The organism is Streptomyces sp. NBC_01268 (assembly GCF_036240795.1).
GTDB lineage: Bacteria > Actinomycetota > Actinomycetes > Streptomycetales > Streptomycetaceae > Streptomyces.
In genome coordinates this window covers 2,449,636-2,465,446 of the sequence record NZ_CP108454.1, presented here as the reverse complement: position 1 = coordinate 2,465,446, position 15,811 = coordinate 2,449,636, and the positions used below count along the sequence as shown (strand labels likewise).

Annotated in this window: 14 protein-coding genes; 8 read left to right on the top strand and 6 right to left on the bottom strand. The window is 71.7% G+C overall.

Annotation, left to right across the window (positions count from 1 at the left end; all coding sequences use genetic code 11):
- Positions 1-131: 131 nt before the first annotated feature.
- The gene (locus OG309_RS10770; RefSeq protein ID WP_329420080.1) at positions 132-1,493 is read left to right on the top strand and encodes a glutamine synthetase family protein; all 1,362 of its coding nucleotides are present in this window, start codon (positions 132-134) and stop codon (positions 1,491-1,493) included.
- 74 nt (positions 1,494-1,567) lie between these two features.
- Positions 1,568-2,077 (top strand): GNAT family N-acetyltransferase, encoded by a 510-nt coding sequence (locus OG309_RS10765; RefSeq protein ID WP_329420079.1) that lies wholly within the window; start codon positions 1,568-1,570, stop codon positions 2,075-2,077.
- 3 nt (positions 2,078-2,080) lie between these two features.
- Here the strand turns inward: OG309_RS10765 and OG309_RS10760 are convergent, their stop codons facing one another.
- Positions 2,081-2,512 carry a VOC family protein gene (locus tag OG309_RS10760; protein ID WP_329420078.1) on the bottom strand — a complete coding sequence of 144 codons (432 nt, stop codon included), beginning with the start codon at positions 2,510-2,512 and terminating at the stop codon, positions 2,081-2,083.
- Between the two features lie 153 nt (positions 2,513-2,665).
- On the opposite strand from OG309_RS10760, the gene OG309_RS10755 reads away from it, so the two are divergent.
- Positions 2,666-5,653: a bifunctional [glutamine synthetase] adenylyltransferase/[glutamine synthetase]-adenylyl-L-tyrosine phosphorylase gene (locus tag OG309_RS10755; protein ID WP_329420077.1), complete on the top strand. Its 2,988-nt coding sequence runs from the start codon at positions 2,666-2,668 to the stop codon at positions 5,651-5,653.
- Here OG309_RS10755 and OG309_RS10750 read toward each other — a convergent pair.
- The 3 genes from OG309_RS10750 to OG309_RS10740 all read right to left on the bottom strand — a co-directional run bounded on the left by OG309_RS10750 (position 5,604) and on the right by OG309_RS10740 (position 7,044).
- The gene (locus tag OG309_RS10750; protein WP_329420075.1) at positions 5,604-6,059 is read right to left on the bottom strand and encodes a hypothetical protein; all 456 of its coding nucleotides are present in this window, start codon (positions 6,057-6,059) and stop codon (positions 5,604-5,606) included. The two genes, OG309_RS10755 and OG309_RS10750, sit on opposite strands and share 50 nt — an antisense overlap.
- Before the next feature lie 143 nt (positions 6,060-6,202).
- Positions 6,203-6,412: a hypothetical protein gene (locus OG309_RS10745; RefSeq protein ID WP_329420074.1), complete on the bottom strand. Its 210-nt coding sequence runs from the start codon at positions 6,410-6,412 to the stop codon at positions 6,203-6,205.
- Between the two features lie 17 nt (positions 6,413-6,429).
- Positions 6,430-7,044: a TetR/AcrR family transcriptional regulator gene (locus tag OG309_RS10740; RefSeq protein WP_329420073.1), complete on the bottom strand. Its 615-nt coding sequence runs from the start codon at positions 7,042-7,044 to the stop codon at positions 6,430-6,432.
- Between the two features lie 111 nt (positions 7,045-7,155).
- Between OG309_RS10740 and OG309_RS10735 the strand changes: the two genes are divergently transcribed.
- Both OG309_RS10735 and OG309_RS10730 read left to right on the top strand, forming a co-directional pair.
- Entirely contained in the window at positions 7,156-8,724 is a 1,569-nt protein-coding gene (locus OG309_RS10735) for an APC family permease (RefSeq protein ID WP_329420072.1), read from the top strand.
- Complete coding sequence (locus tag OG309_RS10730) at positions 8,622-10,211, top strand: amidohydrolase (RefSeq protein ID WP_329420071.1); 1,590 nt, start codon at positions 8,622-8,624, stop codon at positions 10,209-10,211. The genes OG309_RS10735 and OG309_RS10730 overlap by 103 nt, the downstream gene beginning before the upstream one ends.
- Here OG309_RS10730 and OG309_RS10725 read toward each other — a convergent pair.
- Complete coding sequence (locus OG309_RS10725) at positions 10,189-11,127, bottom strand: phosphatase PAP2 family protein (RefSeq protein ID WP_329420069.1); 939 nt, start codon at positions 11,125-11,127, stop codon at positions 10,189-10,191. The two genes, OG309_RS10730 and OG309_RS10725, sit on opposite strands and share 23 nt — an antisense overlap.
- Positions 11,128-11,214: 87 nt before the next feature.
- Positions 11,215-12,237 carry a LacI family DNA-binding transcriptional regulator gene (locus OG309_RS10720; RefSeq protein WP_329420067.1) on the bottom strand — a complete coding sequence of 341 codons (1,023 nt, stop codon included), beginning with the start codon at positions 12,235-12,237 and terminating at the stop codon, positions 11,215-11,217.
- A gap of 351 nt (positions 12,238-12,588) precedes the next feature.
- Here OG309_RS10720 and OG309_RS10715 point away from each other — a divergent pair, with 351 nt between their 5' ends.
- Genes OG309_RS10715 through OG309_RS10705 form a run of 3 tightly spaced genes read left to right on the top strand, consistent with a single transcriptional unit; the run spans position 12,589 to position 15,777 of the window.
- Positions 12,589-13,866, top strand: coding sequence for an extracellular solute-binding protein (locus tag OG309_RS10715; protein WP_329420065.1), 1,278 nt, complete (start codon positions 12,589-12,591; stop codon positions 13,864-13,866).
- A 31-nt stretch (positions 13,867-13,897) separates the two neighbouring features.
- Positions 13,898-14,911, top strand: a complete 1,014-nt coding sequence (locus tag OG309_RS10710; RefSeq protein ID WP_329420064.1) for a carbohydrate ABC transporter permease — start codon at positions 13,898-13,900, stop codon at positions 14,909-14,911.
- The gene (locus tag OG309_RS10705) at positions 14,905-15,777 is read left to right on the top strand and encodes a sugar ABC transporter permease (protein WP_329428251.1); all 873 of its coding nucleotides are present in this window, start codon (positions 14,905-14,907) and stop codon (positions 15,775-15,777) included. The genes OG309_RS10710 and OG309_RS10705 overlap by 7 nt, the downstream gene beginning before the upstream one ends.
- The last annotated feature ends 34 nt before the right edge of the window (positions 15,778-15,811 follow it).

Below are 15,811 nucleotides of genomic sequence, written 5' to 3'. Positions count from 1 at the left end.
CTCAGTCACAGCGGAGCAGGCACTATGGGTAGGCAACGTGCACGAAACCATGTGGTGGGATGCTCAGGTGCCCCCCGATGTGCCCGAGGCGGTGGGAGCAGGCGGCCTGACCAGCGAGGATGGGTGTGGAAATGGACAAGCAGCAGGAATTCGTGCTCCGTACGCTCGAGGAGCGCGACATCCGCTTCGTGCGTCTGTGGTTCACCGACGTGCTGGGCTTCCTGAAGTCGGTGGCCGTGGCACCCGCCGAGCTGGAGCAGGCCTTCGACGAGGGCATCGGCTTCGACGGCTCCGCGATCGAGGGCTTCGCCCGCGTGTACGAGTCCGACATGATCGCCAAGCCGGACCCGGGCACCTTCCAGATCCTGCCCTGGCGCGCGGAGGCCCCCGGCACGGCCCGGATGTTCTGCGACATCCTCATGCCCGACGGCTCGCCGTCCTTCGCGGACCCGCGCTACGTCCTGAAGCGGGCCCTCGCCAAGACCTCGGACCTGGGCTTCACCTTCTACACCCACCCCGAGATCGAGTTCTTCCTCCTGAAGGACAAGCCGCTCGACGGCAGCCGGCCCACCCCGGCCGACAACTCGGGCTACTTCGACCACACCCCGCAGAACGTGGGCATGGACTTCCGCCGCCAGGCGATCACCATGCTCGAATCCATGGGCATCTCGGTCGAGTTCTCCCACCACGAGGGCGCGCCGGGCCAGCAGGAGATCGACCTGCGCTACGCGGACGCCCTCTCCACCGCCGACAACATCATGACCTTCCGCCTGGTCATGAAGCAGGTCGCCCTCGAACAGGGCGTCCAGGCGACCTTCATGCCGAAGCCGTTCTCGGACTACCCCGGCTCGGGCATGCACACCCACCTCTCCCTCTTCGAGGGCGACCGCAACGCCTTCTACGAGTCGGGCTCCGAGTACCAGCTCTCGAAGGTGGGCCGCTCCTTCATCGCGGGCCTCCTGAAGCACGCGGGCGAGATCTCGGCCGTCACCAACCAGTGGGTCAACTCGTACAAGCGCATCTGGGGCGGCTCGGGCCGCACCGCCGGTTCCGGCGGCGAGGCCCCCGCGTACATCTGCTGGGGCCACAACAACCGCTCCGCGCTGATCCGCGTCCCGATGTACAAGCCCGGCAAGATGGGCTCCTCCCGGGTCGAGGTCCGCTCCATCGACTCGGGCGCCAACCCCTACCTGACCTACGCGGTCCTCCTCGCCGCCGGTCTCAAGGGCATCGAGGAGGGCTACGAGCTCCCGGCCGGCGCCGACGACGACGTCTGGGCCCTCAGCGACGCCGAACGCCGCGCGATGGGCATCGAGCCCCTCCCGCAGAACCTGGGCGAGGCCATCGCCCTGATGGAACGCAGCGAACTGGTCGCGGAGACCCTCGGCGAGCACGTGTTCGACTTCTTCCTCCGCAACAAGAAGCAGGAGTGGGAGGAGTACCGCTCCGAGGTCACCGCCTTCGAGCTGCGGAAGAACCTGCCGGTGCTGTAGGCGCCGCGGCGCCGTGCGGGAACGGCCGGGCAATTCCGTTGCGCCCGGCCGCCGGTCGGCCGAGACTTCGGCGCGTGAGGGAAACGAAGATCATCGAAACGGGCCGGCTGGTCCTGCACCCGCTCTCCTTCGGCGACGCGCAGCGCATCGTCGACGCCCGGCCCGCGGCCGGGGAGCGCTGGGCCGCGGAGTATCCGGGGGTCGGGGACGTCGCCAGCGCGCGGGCCTTCCTCGCCGGGGTCGCCGAGCGCGGCGACCCCGGTGCCTACCGGCCGTACGCCATACGCGTGCGCGACGAGGACGACGTCGTCATCGGGGGGATCGGGTTCCACCGGCCGCCCGGGCCGGACGGGGTCGTCACCGTCGGGTACGGGCTCGTGCCGGCGTTCCGGGGGCAGGGCTTCGCGACCGAGGCGCTGCGGGCCCTGATCGGCCGTGCCCGCGAGGCCGGTGCCACGGCCGTGCGGGGCGACGCGAACCTGGACAACGTCGCCTCGCAGCGGGTGATGGAGCGCGCGGGGATGGCGTACGAGGGCGAGGACGAGACCGTGCGGAACTACCGGATCGTCCTCCAGGAGCGGTAGGGCTCAGCGCTCGGACAGATCCGACGGGGCCTCCTGGACCACCCAGCCGTTGCCGTCCGGGTCCGCGAAGGTCAGGAACGAGTTCCAGGTCTGGCCCTTGCCCTCCTCCCAGCCCGTCGCGCCCACGTGCATCACCGGGGACACGTCCACGCCCGCCTCGACGAGCTCGTTCCGGGCCCCCTCGATGTCGGTCACGCAGAGCTGGAGGCCGTGCAGGGTGCCGGGGGCCATCTCGCGGGTGCCGGGGAACGGCGGCATGCCCTGGATCAGCGTGAGCGAACAGCGCGAGCCCGGCGGGGTGATCTGGACGATCCGGATGCCCGGCGCCACCTCCTGGTCCAGATCGACCTTGAAACCGCACTGGTCGGCGTAGAACTCCTTGGCCCGGTCCAGGTCGGTGACGGGGACGGGGACGACTTCCAGGGTCCAGTTCACGTTCGGGCTCCTCGGTCGGTGCGGTGTCCGGTGCGGTTCCGGCCGTACCACCGTGTCCGAAGCACGCCCGCCACGCACCTCGAAACGCCAAGTCGGCCGTTCGCCGGATAGGCTCGTCCGGGGGCTGGAACGACCGGTGGAGGGAGCGGCGGCATGACGGTGCCGGGACGCAGGAGCAGCACGTTCAGCAGGCTGCTGCGGCACGGGTTCACCGATCCGTCCGCCGCCGAACGACTGCTCGACCTGGACGAGCTGGCCGCCCTGCGCGGCGATCCGGTGCTCCTCGACGCCCTCGGCGGCACCGCCGACCCCGACCTCGCGCTGCGCGGCCTGGTCCGGCTCGTCGAGGCGCAGCCCGAGGCCGAGCGCCCGGCGCTCACCACCACGCTGCTCTCCGCCAAGCCCTTCCGCGACCGGCTGCTCGGCGTGCTCGGCGCCTCCGAGGCGCTCGCCGACCACCTGGCCCGCCATCCGCACGACTGGCAGGCCCTCGTCACGTACGAGGCCGCCGACCTGCACCCGGGCGTCGCCGACTTCGAGCGGGGCCTCGCCGAGGCCACCGACCCGGTCTCGCTGCGGGTCGCCTACCGGCGCTGCCTGCTGGCCATCGCCGCCCGCGACGTGTGCGGCACCACCCTGGTCGCCCAGACCGCCGCCGAGCTCGCCGACCTCGCCACCGCCACCCTGCGCGCCGCCCTCGCCCTGGCCTCGGCCGACGCGCCCGAGGACGCCGCCCTGTGCCGGCTCGCCGTCATCGCCATGGGCAAGTGCGGCGGCCGCGAACTCAACTACGTCTCCGACGTCGACGTCATCTTCGTCGGCGAGCCGGCCGAGGGCGCGGACGAGGGCAAGGCGATCCAGGCCGCGACCCGGCTCGCCTCCCACCTCATGCGGATCTGCTCCGAGACCACCGTCGAGGGCACCATCTGGCCGGTCGACGCCAACCTCCGCCCCGAGGGGCGCAACGGCCCGCTCGTGCGCACCCTCTCCTCCCACCTCGCCTACTACCAGCGCTGGGCCAAGACCTGGGAGTTCCAGGCCCTGTTGAAGGCGCGCCCGGTGGCCGGCGACCCCGAGCTCGGCGCGGCCTACATCGACGCCGTCTCCCCGCTCGTCTGGCACGCCGCCGAGCGCGAGAACTTCGTCCCCGACGTGCAGAAGATGCGCCGCCGGGTGGTCGACAACATCCCCGCCGCCCAGGTCGAACGCGAGCTGAAGCTGGGCCCCGGCGGTCTGCGGGACGTCGAGTTCGCCGTCCAGCTCCTCCAGCTCGTGCACGGCCGCAGCGACGCCACCCTGCACAGCGGCAGCACCCTCGACGCGCTCGCCGCCCTCGCCGCCGGCGGCTACGTCGGCCGCGCCGACGCCGCCCAGCTCGACGACGCGTACCGCTTCCTGCGCGCGATGGAACACCGCATCCAGCTCTACCGGCTGCGCCGCACCCACCTCGTCCCGGAGGGCGAGGCCGACCTGCGCCGCCTCGGGCGCTCCCTGGGTCTGCGCACCGACCCGGTCGCCGAGCTCAACAAGGAGTGGAAGCGGCACGCGGCCGTGGTGCGCCGCCTGCACGAGAAGCTGTTCTACCGCCCGCTCCTCGACGCCGTCGCCCAGCTCGCCCCCGGCGAGATCCGGCTCAGCCCCAAGGCGGCCGGCCAGCGCCTCGAAGCGCTCGGCTACGCCGACCCGTCCGCCGCCCTGCGCCACCTGGAGGCGCTGTCCTCCGGCGTCAGCCGCAAGGCCGCCATCCAGCGCACCCTGCTGCCGGTGCTGCTCGGCTGGTTCGCCGACTCCGCCGACCCGGACGCCGGCCTGCTCGGCTTCCGCAAGGTCTCCGACGCGCTCGGCAAGACCCCCTGGTACCTGCGGCTGCTGCGCGACGAGGGCGCCGCCGCCGAGAACCTGGCCCGGGTCCTGTCCGCCGGCCGGCTCGCCCCCGACCTGCTGCTGCGTGCCCCCGAGGCGGTCGCGATCCTCGGCGACCCGGAGGGCCTCAAGCCGCGCGGAAGGGAACACCTGGAGCAGGAGGTGCTCGCCGCCGTCGGCCGCGCGGACGGCGCCGAGCAGGCGGTGGCCGCGGCCCGCGGTGTGCGCCGCCGGGAACTGTTCCGCACCGCCGCCGCCGACCTCATCCGCTCGTACGGCACGGAGGACAGCCCCCGCGAACCCGACCCCGGCGCCCTCGTGGACCGGGTCGGCAAGGCCGTCACCGACCTCAACGCGGCCACCCTCGCCGGCGCGCTCCGGGCCGCCGTGCGGGCCGAGTGGGGCGACGAACTGCCCACCCGGTTCGCGGTGATCGGCATGGGCCGCTTCGGCGGACACGAACTCGGCTACGGCTCCGACGCGGACGTGCTGTTCGTGCACGAGCCGCGCGAGGGCGTCGACGAGCAGGAGGCCTCCCGGGCCGCCAACCGGGTCGTCGCCGAGATGCGCAGACTGCTCCAACTCCCCACCGCCGACCCGCCGTTGCTCATCGACGCCGATCTGCGGCCGGAGGGCAAGAGCGGCCCCATGGTCCGCACCCTCAAGTCCTACGAGGCCTACTACCGGCGCTGGTCGCTGGTCTGGGAGAGCCAGGCCCTGCTGCGCGCCGAGCCGATGGCCGGCGACGCCGAGCTGGGCGCCCGGTTCGTCGAGCTCGCCGACCCGTTGCGCTACCCCGTGGAGGGGCTGCGTGAGGACGCGGTGCGCGAGATCCGGCGGCTCAAGGCCCGGATGGAGACCGAGCGGCTGCCGCGCGGCGCCGACCCGACCCTCCACGCCAAGCTGGGCCGTGGCGGCCTGAGCGACGTCGAGTGGACGGTGCAGCTGCTCCAGATGCGGCACGGCTGGGCCGAGCCCGGTCTGCGCACCACCCGGACCCGCGAGGCGCTGGCCGCGGCCCACGCGGCGGAGCTGATCGCCACGGACGAGGCCCAGATCCTGGACGAGGCCTGGGTCCTGGCGACCCGGGTGCGCAACGCGGTGATGCTGGTCCGCGGCCGCCCCGGCGACACCTTCCCCTCCGAGCCGCGCGAACTGGCCGCGGTCGGGCGCTATCTGGGCTACGGCCCGGGCCACGTCGGCGAGATGGTCGACGACTACCGCCGGATCACGCGCCGGGCGCGGGCGGTGGTGGAGGAGCGCTTCTACGGCGCGTAGCGCGGCGCAGGGCGCTCGTCGGGATCAGCGAGGCGACCGCGGTCACGGCCGCCACGAGGAGCATCGAGCGCAGCGGCAGCAGCGCGCCGGGGGCGTCGTCGAGGTGGTCGACGCCGTTCCACACCGCGCAGATCCAGGCGAAGGTCCCCGTCGTCACGGTCAGCCACAGCCGCCGCTCGCCGGAGATCCGCAGACCGATCCAGAGCACCAGCGGCATCACGAGCGCCGTGTTCACGAGCGCCGTGGTGAACGCCTGGTCCGCGGAGTAGGCCGGCCCGCCGCCCAGCGTCGCCGAGGCCTGTCCGGCGAAGCCCAGGTAGAGGGTGTCGGAGAGGATCAGATGCGAGGCGGCGACGCCGAGCGAGGAGACGGCCAGAGCTTTGAACGGGCGTGAGACGGTGGTCATGCGCGGGACTATACGTAGTGTGTATACATGGGGTGCATAGTGGGGTGGCCGTACCCCTGCCGGGCCGTCGCGACCGGCGCCGCCGAGCCCCCCCGCCCGGACCGGCCCCACCTGGACCCGGCCCCGTCGGACCCGGCAGGCTCCTACGCCCCGCCGCTCCCGTCGCCGTCCACGCCCTCGCCGCCGTTCCACTTCCGGCTCGACCGGCTGACGCCGCGCGCCAGTTCGCCCGCCGCCAGGGTCGTGGCGGCCACGCCGCGCGCCCAGCGCGGGCCGCCCCGGGCCGCCCAGACGACACAGCCGCAGCCCAGGGCGGCGAGGACGACGAGGACGGACAGGATGAGGATGGCCACGGTGCTGTTCTCCTTGGTCAGGGGGTGGCGGCGTCGAGCCGTCTCCGGCAGTGTTCCAGGTAGCCCGCGAGCGCCAGCTCGAAGGCCGCGTCCGTGCGTCCCTCGGCGACCTCGGCCAGCGCGCGGGCCAGTTGGGGCGTGGCCGTCTCGTCGGTGAGCTCCCACATGGCCTCGGGTGCGGCCATGTCGAGGGCCGAGCCGAGCACCAGGTTCTCCAGGGCGATGATCACCGGCATCACGTCCGCGAGCGGGAAGCCCGCGCCCAGGAGCCGGACGACGGCCTTCTCGTACTGGAGGAGCACCCTGGGCGCGCGCACCGGCGAGGTGGTGAGGAGCGGGATCGCGCGCGGGTGGGCGGCGAAGGCGGCGCGGTAGGAGCGGGCCCAGGCGGCCATGGCCGTGTCCCAGGGCTCCCGGTCGAGCGCGCCGCCGTCGATCGCGTCGCAGACCCGCTCCCGCAGCAACTCGACGATGCCGTCCCGGCCGTCCACATGGTGGTACACCGAGGCCGTCTGCACGCCCAGTCTCCGGGCGATCTGCGGCACGCTGAAGTCGCCCTGCTCGTCGACGAGTTCGAGCGCCGTGGTGGTGATGCGCTCCCGGTCGAGGAGGGGTGTGCGCGGCCGGCCCATGAAGGTTTTCCCCCTGTTCAGGTCTTCCCGGATCGTTGGACCCGAGGCTACATTGCGCCAACCGAAAGGCTTTAGGTTTCCTGCTCCTGCCGCAGAAGGGCCTCCCCACCCATGTCCTCCCGCACCGCCGACGAGCCACCACGACCCGAGCTGAGGACCGGCAGCCTCACCACCGCCGACATCTCCTTCTTCGTCGTCTCCGCCGCCGCCCCGCTCACCGTGATGGCCGGAGTCGCCCCCATAGCCCTCGTCCTCGGCGGCATCGGCACCCCCGTCGGCTACCTCCTGGCCGGCGTCACCCTGGCCGTCTTCGCCGTCGGCTTCACCACCATGAGCCGCCACGTCCGCAGCGGCGGCGCCTTCTACGCGTACATCGCCCAGGGCCTCGGCAAGCCCGTCGGCATCGCCGCCGCCCTCGTCGCCATGGTCGGCTACAACGGCATGGAGATCGGCGTCTACGGACTCCTCGGCTCCGCCACCGCCGACACCGCCCACGCCCTGGGGGGCGTCGACCTGCCCTGGCTGCCGATCGCCCTCGCCGGCCTGCTGCTCGTCTGGTACGGCGGCTACCGCTCCATCGACTTCGGCGCCAAGGTCCTCGGCGTCCTGCTCGTCGCCGAGACCGGCATACTCCTGCTGCTGGCCGGCGGCGTCCTGCTCCGGGGCGGCGCCGGCGGACTCTCGCTCGCCTCCTTCGCCCCCGGCAACGTGCTCGTCCCCGGCACCGCGGCCGTCCTCGCCTTCGCCTTCTCGGCCTTCACCGGCTTCGAGTCCACGGTGATCTACCGCCGCGAGGCCCGCGACCCCGACCGCACCATCCCCCGCGCCACCTACATCGCGGTCGCCTTCCTCGGCCTGTTCTACGCGTTCGTCGTCTGGACCGTCATCCAGGCCTTCGGCGACGACCGGGTCGTCGCAGCCGCCACCGACGACCCCGGCGGCCTCTTCTTCGCCGCGATCACCACGTACGTCGGCCCCTGGGCCGCCGACCTGATGCACGTCTTCATCGTGACCAGCATCATCGCCTCGCTGCTCGCCTTCCACAACGCGATCAACCGCTACGGCCTCGCCCTCGCCGAGGAGGGCGTCCTGCCCGCCGCGCTCGGCCGGATCCACCCCCGCCACCGCTCCCCGTACGTCGCCGGTGCCGTCCAGACCGTGCTCGGCGCCGCCGTCGTCCTCGGCTTCGCCGCCGCGGGCGCCGACCCGTACGCCCAGCTGCTGCTCTGGGTGAACACCCCCGGCATGCTCGGGCTCATGGCGCTGATGCTGCTCGCCGCCCTCGCCGTGGTCCGCTACTTCCGCCGCGTCCCGCACCGCGAGGGCGCCCTGCGCACCCTCGTCGCCCCCGGCACCGCCGCCCTCCTGCTGGCCGTCGCGATCTGGCTGGTCGCCTCCAAGGTCCAGCTCTTCACCGGCGCCTCGGACACCGTCGACACCGTCCTCGTCGCCGTCGTCCCCGCCGTCTTCGTCCTCGGCCTCCTGCTCGCGCACCGGCTCCGCCGCACCCGCCCCGAGGTCTACGCCCACTTCGCCGAAGAACCGCCCACCGAGCCCCTGGAACCCGGAGACCCCTCGTGTCCGCAGAGCACGCCGCACCCGACCTCGTCCTCGTCGACGCCCGCCTCCGTACCCCCGCCCCCTCCCGCCACACCGCTGTCGCCGTCCGCGACGGACTGATCACCGCCCTCGGCGACGACACCGACGCCCGCGCCTGGCGAGGCCCCCGCACCGAGGTCGTCGACCTCGGCGGCGCCACCCTCACCCCCGGACTCACCGACGCCCACAGCCACCCGGTCTGGGGCCTGGAGATGTCCGCCGGCACCGACCTCTCGGCCGTCACCGACCTCGACGGGCTGCGGGCCGCGCTCAAGGCCGCCGCACGCCGCTCCGGCTGGGTGATCGGCTTCGGCCTCGACCACAACGTCTTCGGCGGGCGCCCCATCCACCGCGACCTCGTCGAGGAGGCCCTCGACGGCGCCCCCGCCTTCCTGCGCCTCTACGACGGGCACTCCGCCCTCGCCAGCGGCGCCGCCCTGCGGGCCGCCGGCATCGACGGACCGCGCGCCTTCACCCAGCGCTCCGAGATCGTCTGCGACGCTGAGGGCCGCCCCACCGGGCACCTCAACGAGCACGCCGCCATGGACCTGATGACCCCGGTCCTCCCCGCCCAGGGCTTCGCCGAACGCCGCGACCGGCTCGTCGAGCTGCTCACCGCCATGGCCGCCACCGGACTCACCGGCGCCCACGTCATGGACCTCGGCGGCCACGACGTCCCCGGCCTGCTCGCCGCCGTCGAGGCCGACGGCGGCCTGCCGCTGCGCCTGCGCCTCGCCCCCTGGTGCATGCCCGGCGCCACCCCCGAGGAGCTGGACGAACTGATCCGGCTGCAGGACCGCGCCGGGCGGCTGTGGCGGATCGGCGGCGTCAAGTTCTTCATGGACGGCACCGTCGAGGGCGGCACCGCCTGGCTGGAGCACGCCGACTGCCACGGCCAGGGCACCGACGCCTTCTGGCCCGACCCGGCCGCGTACTCCGCCGCCGTACGGCGGCTGCACCGCGCCGGTGTCGGCACCGCCACCCACGCCATCGGCGACGCGGCCGTACGGCACGTGCTGGACACCGTGGAGGGCCTCGGCGCCGGCACCGGCCCCCGCCACCGGATCGAGCACATCGAGACCGTCCCCGACGACCAGCTCGCCCGCTTCCCGGCGCTCGGCGTCGTGGCCTCGATGCAGCCTCCGCACACCGCGTACACCCGCGCCGACCGCACCGACGAGTGGTCCAGGCGGCTCGGCGACGAGCGGGCCGGCCGGGCCTGGCGCTGCCGCGACCTCAGGGACGCCGGGGCCCGCCTCGCGCTCGGCTCGGACTGGCCCATCGCCCCCTACGACGCCCGCCAGGTCCTCGCCACCGCACAGGCCCCGCGCGGCGCGGCCGCGGCCCGGCCCGGGCTCACCGGACTCATGGCGCTGGAGGGCATGACGACGCACGCGGCGCTCGCGGCGGGGGAGGAGGCGGTCGCCGGCCGGATCGCACCGGGCCACCGGGCGGACCTCACGGCCTTCACCCTCGACCCCACGACGGCCCCGGCGGACGAGACCGCTCAGGCCCCGGTCCGGCTCACGGTGGCCGGCGGAAGGATCACTTACCGGAGCCGGAGCTGACGCGCTGCTGCTCCGCCTCGGCGGCCCCGGCGGCCCCGGCGGCCTCGGCGGCCCCGGCCGCCTTCGTCGGGGCCGGGCCGCTCAGGGCGACCGGAGCGGCCGGCTCCACCAGCTTGGGCAGCCTGTGCGGGCGGGAGCCGTACCAGAGGTACGAGACGCCGAAGCCGAAGGCCAGGCAGACCATGCCGCCGACCGCGTCCATCCAGAAGTGGTTGGCGGTGGCCACGATGACGACCAGGGTCGCCGTCGGGTAGAGCAGACCGAGGATCCGCGCCCAGGGCGCCTTGGCCAGCAGGAAGATGGTCACGCCGCACCACAGGGACCAGCCGATGTGCATCGACGGCATCGCCGCGTACTGGTTCGACATGTGCTTGAGGTTGCCCGAGGCCATCGAGCCCCAGGTGTGGTGCACGAGCACGGTGTCGACGAAGTTCTGGCCGTTCATCAGCCGCGGCGGAGCGAGCGGGTACAGGTAGTAACCGACCAGGGCCACACCGGTGGTGGCGAACAGGACCGTGCGGAACGCCGCGTAACGGCCCGGCTGCCATCGGTACAGCCACACGAGCACACCGATGGTCACGACGAAGTGCAGGGTGGCGTAGTAGTAGTTCATCGACACGATCAGCCAGGTCACCGAGTTCACGGCCTGGTTGACGGTGTGCTCGAACGCGAGCCCGAGGGAGTGCTCGGCCTGCCAGATCCAGTCGGCGTTCTTCAGCGCCTGGGCCTTCTGCTCCGGCACCGCGTTGCGGATGAGGGAGTAGGTCCAGTAGCTGATCGCGATGAGCGCGATCTCGAACCAGATCGTGGGGCGCCGAGGCGTCCGGGCGCGCAGGCGCGCGAATCTTCCGTCGGTCACGATGGGTGACGACGGGGTCGTCCGGTTTTCCAAACTCTTCACGGTCGTTTCACCCATGGGAGGAGAGTCTGCCAGATCCCTTTCCTCCGACCGATCATCCCTCGGTCGGGTTCGGAGCGCACCCGCTCCGCCTCAGGGCTGACCTCAGTCCCTTAGGGGAGCCGAGGCAGTGGAACCGCGAACGACCAGTTCGGGCATGAAGACGAACTCGCTGTGCGGGGCCGGCGTACCGCCGACCTCCTCCAGGAGTGCCCGGACCGCCGCCTGCCCCATCGCCTGCACGGGCTGGCGGATGGTGGTCAGCGGCGGATCGGTGAACGCTATGAGCGGGGAGTCGTCGAAGCCGACCACCGACACGTCCCGGGGCACCTCGAGCCCCTGCTGCCGCGCGGCCCGGATCGCGCCGAGCGCCATCATGTCGCTGGCGCAGACGATCGCGGTGCACCCCTTGGAGACGAGCGCGGCGGCCGCCGCCTGGCCCCCCTCCAGCGTGTAGAGCGAGTGCTGGATGAGCTCCTCGGACTCCTCGGGGGTGAGGCCGAAGCGCTCCTGCATGCCCTTGCGGAAACCCTCGATCTTGCGCAGCACCGGCACGAACCGCTTGGGCCCGACGGCGAGACCGATCCGGGTGTGCCCGAGCGCCGCCAGGTGCGTCACCGCCAGGACCATCGCGGCCCGGTCGTCGGGAGAGACGAAGGGGGCCTGGACCCTGGGGGAGAAGCCGTTGATGAGGACGTACGGGACGCCCTTGCCGCGCAGCTGGTCGTAGCGGGTGGTGTCGGCCGTGGTGTCGGCGTGCAGCCCCGAGACGAAGATGATGCCGGACACCCCGCGCTCCACCAGCATGTCGGTGAGCTCGTCCTCCGTGGACCCGCCGGGGGTCTGGGTGGCGAGCACCGGGGTGTACCCCTGGCGGGTGAGGGCCTGCCCGATGACCTGCGCGAGCGCGGGGAAGATCGGGTTGTCCAGTTCGGGGGTTATGAGGCCGACCAGTCCCGCGCTGCGCTGGCGCAGGCGCACGGGACGCTCGTAGCCGAGCACGTCGAGTGCGGCAAGGACGGATTCACGGGTGGCCGCGGCCACACCGGGCTTGCCGTTGAGCACGCGGCTGACTGTGGCTTCACTGACCCCCGCCTGGGCTGCGATGTCGGCGAGCCGCGCGGTCATGGGAGTGGACTGTACCGGTCGCCCGTCGGATTGCCCACCGAGCGCGGATTCCGGTCGCCGCGGACCCGGCCGGGCCCCGGCCGCCCGTCGGATACCGGCCGCCCGCCGGTCGGGTTTCGCAAGTTCTTGCAAGAGGCGAAGGGGTGTCGGGGCTGTCAAGCGGCCCGTCGGCAACCTTCAGGACACGCAAATGTAACGATCGCCGGGTCTTGCAGAAAGTTCCCGCAAGCTCTTTCGGCGCGTTTTCATCCCTGTTACGTTCCTGGCAACCCGGGGCGCCGCGAGGGAGCGGTCGCATGAGGAAGTTGTTCGAGACCCTCGTCCAATCCGGGATCAGTTGAAGGAGTTCACATGCGGCGTGGCATAGCGGCCACCGCGCTGGTCGCGGCCCTGGGTGTGTCCCTGGCGGCGTGCGGAAGCGGCGACGGATCCACCGGCGGCGGCTCGAAGGGCTCGGGTGAGCTGTCCGGCACCGTCACCTGGTGGGACACCTCCACCGTCGGTTCCGAGGACAAGGTCTTCAAGAAGATCGCCGAGGACTTCACGAAGAAGCACCCCAAGGTCACGGTCAAGTACGTGAACGTGCCCTTCGGCGACGCCCAGAACAAGTTCAAGAACGCCGCGCAGTCCGGCTCCGGCGCCCCCGACGTGATCCGCTCCGAGGTCGCCTGGACCCCGGACTTCGCGAACCTCGGCTACCTCGCCCCGCTGGACGGCACCGCCGCCCTGAAGGACAAGGACGACTTCCTCAAGCAGGCCGCCGCGTCCACCAAGTACAACGGCAAGACCTACGCGGTGCCGCAGGTCATCGACTCCATGGGCATCTTCTACAACAAGAAGATCTTCAAGGACGCCGGCGTCGAGGTCCCCAAGACCATCGACGAGCTGAAGTCCGTCTCCGCCAAGATCAAGCAGAAGACCGGCAAGACCGGCCTCTACCTGCGCGGCGACGACGCCTACTGGTTCCTGTCCTTCCTGTACGGCGAGGGCGGCGACATGGTCAACGCCGACACCAAGACCGTCACGATCGACAACGCGGCCGGCGTCAAGGCCTTCAAGACCGTCAAGGACCTCGTCGACTCGGGCGCCGCCAAGACCGACGCCACCGACGGCTGGAACAACATGCAGACGGCCTTCAAGGACGGCAAGGTCGCCATGATGATCAACGGCCCGTGGGCCGTCACCGACACCTACGCCGGCAAGGAGTTCGCCGACAAGGCCAACCTGGGCATCGCCCCGGTCCCGGCCGGCTCCGGCGGCCAGGGCGCTCCGCAGGGCGGCCACAACCTCGCCGTCTACGCGGGCTCCAAGAACCTGGACGCCTCCTACGCCTTCGTCGACTACATGAGCTCGCCCGAGGTGCAGACCCAGGTCGCCAAGGAGCTGAGCCTGCTCCCGACCCGCAGCTCGGTCTACGGCAAGTCCGACGTGGCGATGAACGAGATGATCACGTTCTTCAAGCCGGTCGTCGACAAGGCCGTCGAGCGCCCCTGGATCCCCGAGGGCGGCAGCCTCTTCGCCCCGCTGGTCACCGAGTACACCAAGGTCCTCACCCACCAGACCACCCCGGAGCAGGGAGCCAAGACGGCGGGCGAGTCCTACCGCAAGCTGCTGAAGGACTGGAAGTAACAAGGAAGCGGGAAGGAAGGCAGACCGGCTGATGGCTGTGGACACCAGCAGCCAGTCGGTGGCGAAGGCCGCGGGCGAGAACGTCGCCCGCGGCCGGAGCCGCGGAACTGGCAACCGGCAGCGAGCGGTGAAGCGTTCGCTCTCCACTCACTGGTACGCCTGGGCGATGGTCGCCCCGGTGGTGATCGTGATCGGCGTGATCATCGGCTATCCGCTGGTCCGCGGCATCTGGCTGTCGCTCACGGACGCCAACGAGCGCAACGTCGAGCGCTCCATCGGCGTCAACCACATACCCGCGACCTACGAGTTCGTGGGCGTGGACAACTACGTCGACGCGCTCACCGGGAGCCAGTTCCTCTCCACCCTGGGCTGGACCCTGGTGTGGACGGTCTCCTGTGTCTCCGTGACCTTCGCCCTCGGCCTCGGTCTCGCCAACCTGCTCAACCGCCGGATCGCCGGCCGCTCCGTCTACCGGATGCTGCTGATCCTGCCCTGGGCCGTGCCCGGCTTCGTCTCCGTCTTCGCCTGGCGCTTCCTCTACAACGAGGACAACGGTCTGCTCAACAAGGTCCTCGCCGGCGGCGGCATCGACGCCGTCCCGTGGCTGAACGACCCCAGCTGGGCGAAGTTCTCGGTCATCGCCGTCAACGTCTGGCTCGGCGTCCCCTTCATGATGGTCGCCCTGCTCGGCGGTCTGCAGTCCATCCCCGGCGAGCTCTACGAGGCCGCCGAGATGGACGGCGCGGGCCCCCTCCAGCGCTTCCGGCACATCACCCTGCCCGGGCTGCGCTCGGTGTCCACGACGGTGATCCTGCTCTCCACCATCTGGACCTTCAACATGTTCCCGGTGATCTTCCTGCTCACCCGGGGCGGTCCCGGCGAGGCCACCCAGATCCTGGTGACCCAGGCCTACAAGTTCTCCTTCGAGATCAGCCCGCGCGACTACGCCCAGTCCTCCACGTGGGGCGTGCTGATCCTGATCCTCCTGATGGTCTTCGCCGCGGTCTACCGGCGAGTCCTCCGCAAGCAGGGAGAAGTCTGGTGACCACGACCAGCCCCACCGTCCGCGCCGTCAACGCCCCCCGCCGCGGCCGCCGTTCGCCGCTCAGCTCGGCCGGGCTGCACCTCACCCTGATCGTGGCCTCCGTGATCGCGGTCTTCCCGGTGCTGTGGGTCCTGCTGACCTCGCTCAAGCCGGCGAAGTTCGCGACCAGCACCGACTTCTTCAAAGACACGACGTTCGAGAACTACACGAACCTGCTGAGCGACACCCCGTTCCTCACCTGGTTCGGCAACTCGCTGCTCGTCGCCGCCCTCACCACGGTGCTCGGCGTCTTCGTCTCGTCCACCACCGGCTACGCCGTCAGCCGCTTCCGCTTCCCCGGGAAGCGCGGGCTGATGTGGACGCTGCTCATCACCCAGATGTTCCCGGTCGCCGTCCTCATCGTGCCGATCTACAACATCATGGCCTCGATGGGCCTGCTCAACAGCCCGGCCGGCCTGGTCATCACCTACCTGACGATCGCCGTGCCGTTCTGCGCCTGGATGATGAAGGGCTTCTTCGACACCATCCCGCGCGAGATCGACGAGTCGGGGTACGTCGACGGCCTCACCCCCTTCGGCACCTTCTGGCGGCTGATCCTGCCGCTCGCCAAGCCGGGCATCGCGGTCACCGCCTTCTACTCCTTCATCACCGCCTGGAGCGAGGTCGCCTACGCCTCCGCGTTCATGGTCGGCGACGAGAACCTGACCCTCGCCGGCGGACTGCAGAAGTTCGTCAACCAGTACGGCGCCCAGTGGGGCCCGATGTCCGCGGCCTCCGTGCTCATCGCCGTCCCGGCGGCCCTGGTGTTCCTGTTCGCCCAGCGCCACCTGGTGACCGGCATGTCCGCCGGCGCCGTCAAGGGCTGAGCCGCACGCCGGCGCCGCACACCGCGCCGGGGCC

Bases quoted from the DNA above. Each gene is read 5' to 3' on its own strand.
- OG309_RS10770 (WP_329420080.1), top strand. From the start codon at position 132: ATGGACAAGCAGCAGGAATTCGTGCTCCGTACGCTCGAGGAGCGCGAC.
- OG309_RS10755 (WP_329420077.1), top strand. From the start codon at position 2,666: ATGACGGTGCCGGGACGCAGGAGCAGCACGTTCAGCAGGCTGCTGCGG.
- OG309_RS10750 (WP_329420075.1), bottom strand. From the start codon at position 6,059: ATGACCACCGTCTCACGCCCGTTCAAAGCTCTGGCCGTCTCCTCGCTC.
- OG309_RS10740 (WP_329420073.1), bottom strand. From the start codon at position 7,044: ATGGGCCGGCCGCGCACACCCCTCCTCGACCGGGAGCGCATCACCACC.
- OG309_RS10735 (WP_329420072.1), top strand. From the start codon at position 7,156: ATGTCCTCCCGCACCGCCGACGAGCCACCACGACCCGAGCTGAGGACC.
- OG309_RS10725 (WP_329420069.1), bottom strand. From the start codon at position 11,127: ATGGGTGAAACGACCGTGAAGAGTTTGGAAAACCGGACGACCCCGTCG.
- OG309_RS10720 (WP_329420067.1), bottom strand. From the start codon at position 12,237: ATGACCGCGCGGCTCGCCGACATCGCAGCCCAGGCGGGGGTCAGTGAA.
- OG309_RS10715 (WP_329420065.1), top strand. From the start codon at position 12,589: ATGCGGCGTGGCATAGCGGCCACCGCGCTGGTCGCGGCCCTGGGTGTG.
- OG309_RS10710 (WP_329420064.1), top strand. From the start codon at position 13,898: ATGGCTGTGGACACCAGCAGCCAGTCGGTGGCGAAGGCCGCGGGCGAG.